The sequence below is a fragment of the Kitasatospora sp. NPDC057512 genome, assembly GCF_042802135.1.
Classification (GTDB): domain Bacteria; phylum Actinomycetota; class Actinomycetes; order Streptomycetales; family Streptomycetaceae; genus Kitasatospora.
Genome location: NZ_JBHVET010000309.1, coordinates 1 through 9225, shown reverse-complemented (window position 1 = coordinate 9225; position 9225 = coordinate 1). Strand labels below are relative to the sequence as shown.

The window sequence follows — 9225 nt, the reverse complement described above, 5'->3', positions numbered from 1 at the left end:
GGTCGACCAGGACGGCCAGCGCGTGCGGGTCGTCGGGCGCGGCGGCCCCGGGCCCGCCGTCGCCCGCATGGAGGTCGCCGACCCAGATCAGCCCGGCCTCGGGGCCGCGCAGGGTGTCGGGACGGACCAGCCGGCGCTCGGCCGGGTGGCCCTCGGGGGGATGGGCGGTCAGGCCGCCGACCAGCAGGCAGAGCACCCGCACCCGGCCGGGCGCGGGGTACCCCATCAGCTGCTCGTACCTGGTGCGGTGTCCGACCAGGCCGGCGGGGGTGTCGACGACCAGGAAGCGGTGGTCGTGCGGCCGCGGCCGGGCGAGCCGGGCGGTGACGGCGTTCCGCAGGTCGGCCGGGTCGGTGCCGGCGAGTTCGGCCGTGCGGAGGTCGAGGTGGACGACCGGGGCGTGGGTACGGATCGGCTCGCTCATGCGAACTCGCCTCCCTCGCGGCCGCCGGCCTGTCCGTCGAGGTCGTCGTAGTACCAGGACGGCGGCTCGGCGGGCTCGCGGTACGGCCCGGCGGGCTCGCGGTACGGCCCGGCGGGCTCGCGGTGCGACCCGGCGGGCTCGCGGTACGGCTCGGCGGGCTTGCGGTACGGCCCGCCGTTCTCCTGCCGGTGGCCGGCGGCGTCCCGGTCGTCCTCCTCTCCGCGCGGCGGCCGTGCGGGCCCGTCGTCCTCGACCTCCTCGACCTCCTCGACCGGACGCGACGACGGCTCGCCGCGCCGGACCGCCTCCAGGAGCCGGCCCAGGTCCGGCTCGACGGCGCGCTGGTCGCGGAACTCCGCCTTCAGCGCCTCCGGCAGGGTCTCCGCCCAGAACTCCCACAGCGGGCGGAACCAGCCCTCGACGCGCTCCCCGCCCGACTCCCGGCGGGACGTGAGCAGGCGCAGCTGCTGCGGCGCGATCTGCTCGACCAGCCGGACGAACAGCGGATCGGGACGGCCGACCGACCGGGTCAGCCCGACCGGACGGGCCTCCATCAGCTGGTGGCAGTAGTCCCAGACCGTCCGCTCGTCGTCCAGCACGGTCCAGCGCTCGTAGGCGCGCAGCAACTCGGCCCAGCTGGAGACGCCGTCGTGCTGCGCGCCGAGGCGCAGCCGCACGCCCGGCGCGTCGGTGCCGCGCTCGCGGTGCAGCCGCAGCCGGATCACCCGGGGCGAGTCCTCGGAGCCCTCCAGCACGTCCACCTGGCCGTTCCACAGCAGGCAGAGCAGCCGGTGCAGCACGTGGCGGCGGTCCGCCTCGGTGGACACCAGCCAGTCGTCCCGGTGGCCCAGGCGCTGGCGCCAGCGCAGGACGTCCTCGGCCTGCTCCCCCTCCCGCGCCTTGGCCCACTGGCGCAGCACCTTGCGGACCTCGGGCACCTCGGTGAGGCTCATCTCGCTGCGGAACAGCACCACCGTGATCGACTCCGTATCGACGCCGCGGAACTCCGCCTGCGCGTCCCCGGGCAGCCGCAGCGCCCGGCGCAGGTAGTCCCTGGCCTCGTCGACGTTCCCGACCTTCGGGTAGGTCACCAGTACCTTGAGCGGCCCGGTGCCCTCCGGCACGAAGCCGGCCGGCAGCAGGCCGGCCACCTTGCGGCCGAACTGTTCCAGGGCCTCCCTGCTGACCTGGTCGCCGGCCTCGGCGCTGCCCGCCGCCGCGGCCAGCAGGACCCCCATGGACGGCAGCAGCGGACGCTCCTCCAACTGCTCGCCGCTCTCCGCGAAGAGCCGCTTGACGCCGGCCTCCACGATCGCCTTGACCCCGCCGACCGCGCCGTCGGGGTCGCGCCGGCTCGCGGCGTGCGCCGTGCGCCACTCGTCACCCTTGACCAGCCGCAGCAGCAGGCCGGCCTGGTCCCCGCTGTCGGCCAGGCCCTCGCTGGTGGCGAGCCTGGCGACCAGGTCGTCGTAGAAGTGCCGCAGGTCGCGCTGCGGCGGCAGCAGGTAGGAGACGCCGGTCCGGTCCTCGTACAGCACCCGGGACTGCTCGGCGAAGGCCTTCGGCTCCTGCGTGGAGTGCCGGTGCAGGGCTTCGACCAGGCGGGTGACCTCCCGCTCCAGGGCCCGGGCGGCCGGCTCCCAGCGCGGCTGCTGGTCCCGCCAGCCGTCGTGCCAGATCTGTCGGCCGCGCCAGCGGTACCAGGCGTCCTGCTCGCGCAGCACGGTCTGGACGTCCTCGTCCCCCCAGCGCGGCTGGGCGAGCCCGTAGGCCCGCCGCCTGATCCGGGGCACCGGCGGCGGCTGGTCCGGGGTGCCCGGGGGCAGGACCGGGCGCCGGGTGCGGTTGTCGAGCAGGCCGAGGAAGCCGAGGCGGGCGAGGTCGTTGGCCTCCTCCGGCACCCCCTTGACGATCCGCTCGACGGTGAACGGGTCGACGGTGGCGAGCAGTTTGTCCACCGCCCGCCGGGGCGCGAAGTTCTGCGCCATGTCCGCGGTGCGTTGCGCCACCCGGCGGGCCAGGTCGGCGAGGGCCTGCTGCATGTCGCCCTGTCGGGCCATCAGCGCGGCCTCGATCGCCGACCCGCCGCGCGGCTCCGAGGCGAACGGCTGGAGCTCCAGCGCCCGGCGCTCCAGGAGTTCCTCCAGACCGGAGTCCGCGAACATCTGCTTCACCAGCTCCTCGGCGGACCGCTGGGTGTGGCGGGAGCCGCTGCTCAACTGCTCGACCGAGGCGCGCAGGAAGCGGCCCGAGACCAGGGCCGCCAACTCGTCCACGGGCGCGGTCATCGAGGCGACCAGGCTGGTCGAGACGCCCTTGCGGCCGATCCCGGCGTCGGACACGTTCGACCGGGACACCCCGCGGTTGATGAAGCTCTGGGCGAAGGTCTGGTAGTCGTCGTCGGCCCGGGAGCGCCCGTTCTCCCGGCCGTCGCCGAGCTCGGTGCCGATCAGCGACATCACCAGCGAGACCATCGAGCGGCGCAGGTCGTCCTGGCGGATGCCGGCGGTGCGGCTGAACAGGAAGGCGGTCGGCAGGATGCCGCTGCGCAGCCGGATCGGCGCGGTGTGCGGGTAGCGGATCCGCAGCGTCAGGTCCTTGTCGAGGTCGCCGAGTTCGGCGCCCTCGACGGGGGCGTTCTGCTCGTCCACCAGCCGGAACAGGTCGACCAGGGCGCGGGCGGAGTTCAGCTCCGCCTCCCGGCCGCCCCCGCGCGCCGCCGGGAACGCGGAGGGCATCACCACCAGCGGGTAGATGTTGACGCCGCCGAGGCGCTTCTCCTGGAAGGCGTGGTTGATCAGGTGCAGGTAGTCCAGGAAGATCCCGGCGCCGGTGCCGCCGGCGACCGAGAAGGCCACGAAGACGTCGCAGCCGGTCACCTGGCCGCCGCCGAGCTGGCTCAGGACACCGCCGGCGCGCGCGAGCACGTCGATGGCGTCGGTCAGCGGGGCCAGCACCGGGTCCAGCCCGTCGCGCAGGGTGCCGAACAGCCCGGCGCGGCCGACCGTCGGCAGCTGCCCGGCGCCGTTCTTGAGCGGGACGACCCTGGGCTCGTTGGCGCGCGGCGGCAGCCAGGAGGCCGTCTCGTCGGAGAGGCTGGCCCGGAGCATCCTGGTGATGTCGGGCGAACTGTCGTAGTTCGGCAGCAGGTTGGGGGTGGCGCGCGAGGTGCGGCTGTACGCGGCGCGCAGCGCCGGATCGGCGGTGGCGAGCGGCAGGTGGGCCAGGTCCGCCTCGCTGAAGTCGGCGTAGACGAACTGCAGGCAGTCCGGCAGCTGGTGGGGCGCCATGCCGCCGATGTGGGTGAGCGCGGTGCCGTCGGGGCCGCACAGTTCGGCGCGCAGGCGCCGCTCCAGTTCGGCGCCGACGAGGCCGCCGGTGCCGCCCAGGCCGACGAACAGCATCGGCTGGAAGATCTTCATGGGTTCCGCCTTCATCCGGCCGCGCGGGCGCGGCCGGCTCGGGTGTCGACCGGCATGGGTGTCGACCGGCACGGGTCAGGGGTGGTGGAACGGGTGCTCGGGTACGGGGGGCTCAGATGTAGTCGTCGACGACGGTCCGCGCGCCGGCGTCGGGTGGTGTGGGACGCCCCGCGGGACCGGTCCTGCCGCGCCGTTCGTCCCGGATCCCCACGGCGAGCCCGCCCGCGAGCGGCACCGGCCGGTCCGGCTGGATCCGGGCCCTCGCCTGCCCACGTCGCTCCAGCACCACTCCGCCGTCCAGGCTGCGCTGCACCCGGTACGGTCCGCCGGGCTGCCGGACGAGCCGGGGGTCGGGGCCGCCGAGGCCGTGCACGTCGAACGCGTACCAGCGCTTGGTGCCGGAGTCGGCGGTGATGTCGGCGAGTTGGCGGCCCTCCGGGTCCAGCAGGAGCAGCCTGAGCCCCGCCGGGTCCTTGCCCGTCCACGTCCGCAGGCGCAGGGCCAGCGCGGCCAGGACGGCCAGCACCGCCACGAGGCCGCCCAGCAGCAGCGCCCACCACCAGCTCTCCCAGAAGGTCGGCGGCCGGGTGATCGTCAGCGACAGGGGGCTGTCGACCAGGACCCGGTCCCGGTCGGTGGTGTCGACCACGGTGACCTTGCCGCCGAGCCGCAGGTCGCCGCCGTCGAGCAGTCCGTGGAACGCGCCCGACCGGGCCGCCGTCACCGCGACGTCCACCCGGCGGGACTCGCCGGGCGCCAGGGTGATCTCCTCCGGGGTCACGGCCAGCAGGCCCGGGGCGGTGTCCCGGAGGGCCGGCCGCAGCGTGTGCGGGGCGCCGTCCGCGTTGTGCAGGGCGAGGCTGCCGGCCAGCTCGTCCCCGGGGTGGAGCCGCCGCCCGGCGCCGTCGTCGAGGGTGAGGGCGGCGGTCACCAGCGGTACCGCCGGGGCGACCAGGGTGCCCTGCGAGCGGTCCTCGTCGGCCGTCAGCCCGGACGCGGCGAGGGTGCCGGAGACCTTGATCCGGCCGGTCGCCGCGGCGGGTACGGTCACCGTCCCGCTGAACGCGCCGTCGCCGGCCCTGCCGTCCGGGGCGGAGCCGTCGTCGGCCAGCCTGACCGGCACGGGCGCGAACCCCTCGCCGCTCAGGACGGCGCTGACCCGCAGGTCCTTCAGGTCCTGGGGATCCGTCACCTCGACCCCCTGGCGGGTCTGGAGCCTGAGCGTCACGACGGCCCGCTCGCCGGCCCGCGGCGAGGGCGGCGCCATGGTGATGGAGCCGCGCAGCGCGCCGCGCCACAGCACGTTGACGGTGGCCAGCTGCGCCCGGTGGTCCGCCGGGGCGTCCAGGTGGACCCGCCACTGACCCGGCTTGGGGTCGGTGATGCGCAGCGACTCGACGGTCTGGTCGCGGGGCGAGAGCTCGAACTTCGAGACCGGGTCGGTGGTGGTGCCGGTGATCTCGCGGCCGTCGGGGTCGACGTAGGTGGCGGTGACGGCGGGGTCGCCCTTGTCGACGACGATGCTGCCCACGGTGGTGAGCGGGGAGATCCGCACGTCGATGTCGATCGGCGGGTGGCCGGTGCCGCCGGCGGTGGCGCGCAGGCAGTGGGCGGCGGCGAAGGCGGTCCGCATCGCGTCGGCGACGGCGGTGGCGTCCGGTACCACGGTCGCCCGGGGCTGGGCGTCGGGCAGGTCGACGCAGCCGCCCTGGAAGCCCGCGGCCGCCATCCGGTCCAGGGCGGCCCGGTCGATGTCCGAGCCGAAGCCGAGCGGCCAGACCTGGATCCGGGCGGCCTGCGCGGCGGCGAGGGCGCGGGTCAGCGCCTCCTCGCCGGCGGCGGCGCGGTGGGCCGGGTCGCCGTAGGCCGGGCTGTCGCCGACGTCGAGCCTGCCGTCGGTGAGGAGGAACAGGACCCGGGGCGTGGCCGGGTCGGCCCCGGCGGCGAGCCGGCTGACCCCCTGGAGGACGGCGTTCGGGAAGTCGGTGCCCTGCCCCTCGTCGGGCCTGCGGCTGCGCAGGTCGCTGATGCACCTGCCGATCCGGTCGCGGCCGGCGCCGTCCAGGACGGTGGGCGGGCAGACCTCGTCCACCGGGTGCTGGGACTCGTTGTCCGCGCTGGCGAAGCCGAGCACGGTGACGGTCGACTTCGGGTGGACCTCGCCGAGGGCGATCCCCGCGGCGGCGGCCCGCTCGCGGTCGACCTCGGCGGGCTTGAGGCTGCCCGACTCGTCCACGGCGATCGCGTAGTCGACCGGGCCGACGGCGGCCGGCGGTGCCGCCGGCGGTGCGCTCGTCGGCGCGGGGGCCGTCGTGGGGCTCGGCTCGGCGGAGGCCGGGCCTGGCAGGAGGCCGACGGTCAGCAGGGATGCCGCGGTGAGGGCGGCGGCCCGCCCGAGCCCGCCGGTGGCGCGCCGGCGCCCACGGGCCCGGGCGCCGGTCGGGCCGCGCCCGGGAGGGCGTGCGAAGAGCAGGTGTGGCACCGTCGTCTCCTCTGGATCGGGGGTGCGTTCCACCGGCCGACGGACGGACGGGCGTCGGCCGGTGGCAGGCGGTCGGGGTCGGGCGGTCGGGGTCGGGCGGCTCAGGTGAGCAGGATTCCGGCGGTGGCGAGGACCGAGCCGGGGGCCAGGCAGGCGACGCCCCAGCGGATTCGGCGGTACTTGGCGGCCAGGATGGTGCTGACGTCGACGGCTTGGACGAGCAGCCAGTCGAGCGGGTCCCGGCCGGCCGCGACGATCTGTTCGGTGAGCACGGGCCGGCTCTCGGAGGTGAGCAGGTCGCCGAAGAAGGTCACCCCGTCGTGGTCGCGCAGGGTTCCGGTGCGGGGCAGGATCGCCCGGACCAGCGCGACCGCCCCGGCGGCCCAGAACACGCCGCCGAGCGCGAGCAGGACGGCGGCGAGCGTCCCGGGCCGGCCGTCGGCCCAGTTGCGGTCCAGGAGCAGGGCGGGCAGGCCGAGGGCGGCGGTGAGCAGGATCGAGGACTTGGTGTCGGCCCGTCCGATGTCCTCGCGGACGACGCACAGGAGGCGGTCCGCGACGAAGCGGGCCTCGTCCGAGCAGGGGACGGGTTCGGGGACGGGCGCGGGGGCTGGGGCGGGTCCGGTAGCGGTCATGAGCGGTCAGCTCCTGTCACCGGGGGACCACGGGCGGCGGTCCCGGTCGTCGTCGTGGTCGTCGTGGCGGTCCCTGCGGCGGTCGTCGTCGGAAGCGGCGTGGTCCTGCGGGGCGGTGTCGGAACCCGTGCGGCCCCAGTCGTCGAAGGCCTCGCTGGGCCGGCGCGCGGGCGGATCCTGCGCGGGGAGCCGGTCCCGGGGGGCGGGCTCGGCCTGCACCCACGAAGGGGTGAACGCCGGGCCGCCGGGCCGGTGGTCGTCCCGGCCGCCGTGGCCGTTCCCCGGGAGCTCGGGCCTCGCCGCCGGCTCCCGGATCGGCGGCCGGCCGAAGGAGCCCTCGATGCGGTACGCGGGCGTGCCCAGCAACTCCCGCACCTGCGCCTCCAGTTCGGCCGACTGGATGACGCCCTTCTCGACCAGCCGCAGGGTGTGCTCCAGCAGCTCGTGCTTGTCCGCGCGGGACTCCTGGCGCAGGAGCTCCATGAAGGCGCGCGCCTGGTCCGGGTTGTCCGAGAGCATGAAGCAGATCTGGTTCCACTCACCGCCGTCCAGCATCGCCCGGAAGGTGCGCATGCGGATCTGGAGCAACTCGGTGCGGTGGTGCTCCGCCGCCACCTCGCGGTCGTAGCCCCGGGCCGTCGTGCGGTCCTCGTAGGCGGAGTTCCGGTCGGCGTCGGCGTGCCGGATGGTCGTGCTGTCCACCGCGACCCGCACGTAGACGTCCGCGTGCAGCCCCAGGTCGTAGCCCAGGTCGTTCCACTGTCCGGTGCGGCAGGCGGACTTGGCCGCGCGGTCGACCTCGGCGGCGGCGGTCACGGGGTAGCCGGAGCAGATCGTGCGCAGGCGCTCCAGCAGCGGCCCCTTCAGGCGCTCCGCGACGTCCCTGACCTGACCGTCCACCACCTTGCGGTAGTCGACGACCGACCAGTGCACGTCCACCTCCACCTCGAAGAAGGTGGCGCTGCCGACCGCCGGGATCCGGAGGGACAGCTGGCAGAGGTGGGTGCCCCGGGCCACCTCGCAGATCGTCACCGGCCGGGCGAAGCGCGGGCGGTCGACGTGCTCGGTGCCCATCGCGGTGACCACGCTGTGGCCGCCGTTGCGGTAGAAGTGCACCAGGGCGACCTCGGCGCTCGGCTTGCGGGTGCACTCGGCCGGGCGCCCGTACTCCTTCAGCAGCGGTCCGGCCGGCCGTTCGGGCCTGGCCGCCTTGGCGAGGGCAGGCGGGCCGGCGGCCTGTGGATCGTCCGTCATCGTCGTTCCTCCGTTTCCCTGGTGCCCTCGTCCTGCCGCCCGTCCTCACGGCGGCCGGTGGGCCGGTCCCGTCCGCCGCGCCGGTCGCCGTCGGGGCGGCCGCCGGTGGCGAGGTCCCACAGTTCGCGGGCCCGCGCCGTCGGCAGCGGCTCGTCCGGGTCGCTCATCATGCGTCGCAACAGCCAGTCCAGGAGCCGCCGTTCGCGGTCGGTGCCGACCAGGACCGGGAGCAGTGCGGCCAGGCCGGCCCTGGTGTCCGGGCCGTCCTCGTCGGCGGCGGTCCGCAGCCAGAGTTCCAGGCAGTCGGTGGCGGCCTCGTAGGAGCGCGGTGTGCGCAGCGCCGTCCACAGCAGGTCGGCCAGCAGGACGGCGCGGTCGGGGCGGGTGGCCGCGAGGGCGAGCGGCAGCGGCCACTCCAGGTACCGGCCCAGCTCCGGCCAGGCCTCGCCGTCCCACACCTCGCCGACCGTGGTCACCGCGAGCCGGACGACCGCCAGCAGGCCCAGGTCCTGGTAGGGCACCCGCTTGTCGGCGGTCCATTCGGCGAGGCGGCGCAGCACGGCCCGGTCGTCGGGGCCGGCGAGCAGCCGGACGATGCCGTGCGAGGCGATCGGCGCCTTGTCGCCGTCCTCGTGGGTGCCGATCCGGGCCAGGCCGTCGAGTGCGGCCTCCACGGGGGAGGCGTGGCCGAAGCCGAGCACCAGGGCGGCGGTCCAGCGCAGGTGCGCGGAGTGCGACCTGCTCCAGTCGTCGACGAGGGCGTGGACGGCCGGCCGGTGGCTCTCGTGCCGGGCCGCCTGGTCCAGCACGGTGGCGGCGAAGGCCCGGCGCCGGGCGGCGCGGGCGGTCGCCATCGGGCGGACCAGCTTCTCGTAGCCGGTCGCGAAGTCGCGCGCGCAGAGCTCGCCGGAGGCGAGCGCGGCGCGCACCCAGATCTCCGGCCGGGGGTCGTCGGCGAGCAGCCGCATCCAGCGGACCACCGGCTCGCGGGCCGGGTGGTGCCGGTCC

General features: G+C 75.9%; 4 protein-coding genes and 2 pseudogenes. All 6 read right to left on the bottom strand.

The window, feature by feature from the left end; translation table 11 throughout:
• A pseudogene (locus tag ACFU6K_RS20690) lies at positions 1 to 424 on the bottom strand (hypothetical protein); the annotation flags it as partial.
• On the bottom strand, positions 421 to 3846 hold the full coding sequence (locus tag ACFU6K_RS20685; protein WP_380665029.1) for a tubulin-like doman-containing protein: 3426 nt from the start codon (positions 3844 to 3846) through the stop codon (positions 421 to 423). The gene ACFU6K_RS20685 and the pseudogene ACFU6K_RS20690, both read right to left, overlap by 4 nt.
• Before the next feature lie 112 nt (positions 3847 to 3958).
• A complete protein-coding gene (locus tag ACFU6K_RS20680) occupies positions 3959 to 6328 on the bottom strand; it encodes a choice-of-anchor X domain-containing protein (RefSeq protein ID WP_380665027.1) in 2370 nt (789 codons plus the stop codon).
• Between the two features lie 101 nt (positions 6329 to 6429).
• The gene (locus ACFU6K_RS20675; RefSeq protein ID WP_380665025.1) at positions 6430 to 6963 is read right to left on the bottom strand and encodes a Pycsar system effector family protein; all 534 of its coding nucleotides are present in this window, start codon (positions 6961 to 6963) and stop codon (positions 6430 to 6432) included.
• Between the two features lie 6 nt (positions 6964 to 6969).
• The gene (locus ACFU6K_RS20670; RefSeq protein WP_380665022.1) at positions 6970 to 8217 is read right to left on the bottom strand and encodes a hypothetical protein; all 1248 of its coding nucleotides are present in this window, start codon (positions 8215 to 8217) and stop codon (positions 6970 to 6972) included.
• Positions 8214 to 9225, bottom strand: a pseudogene (locus ACFU6K_RS20665) (hypothetical protein); the annotation flags it as partial. The pseudogene ACFU6K_RS20665 and the gene ACFU6K_RS20670, both read right to left, overlap by 4 nt.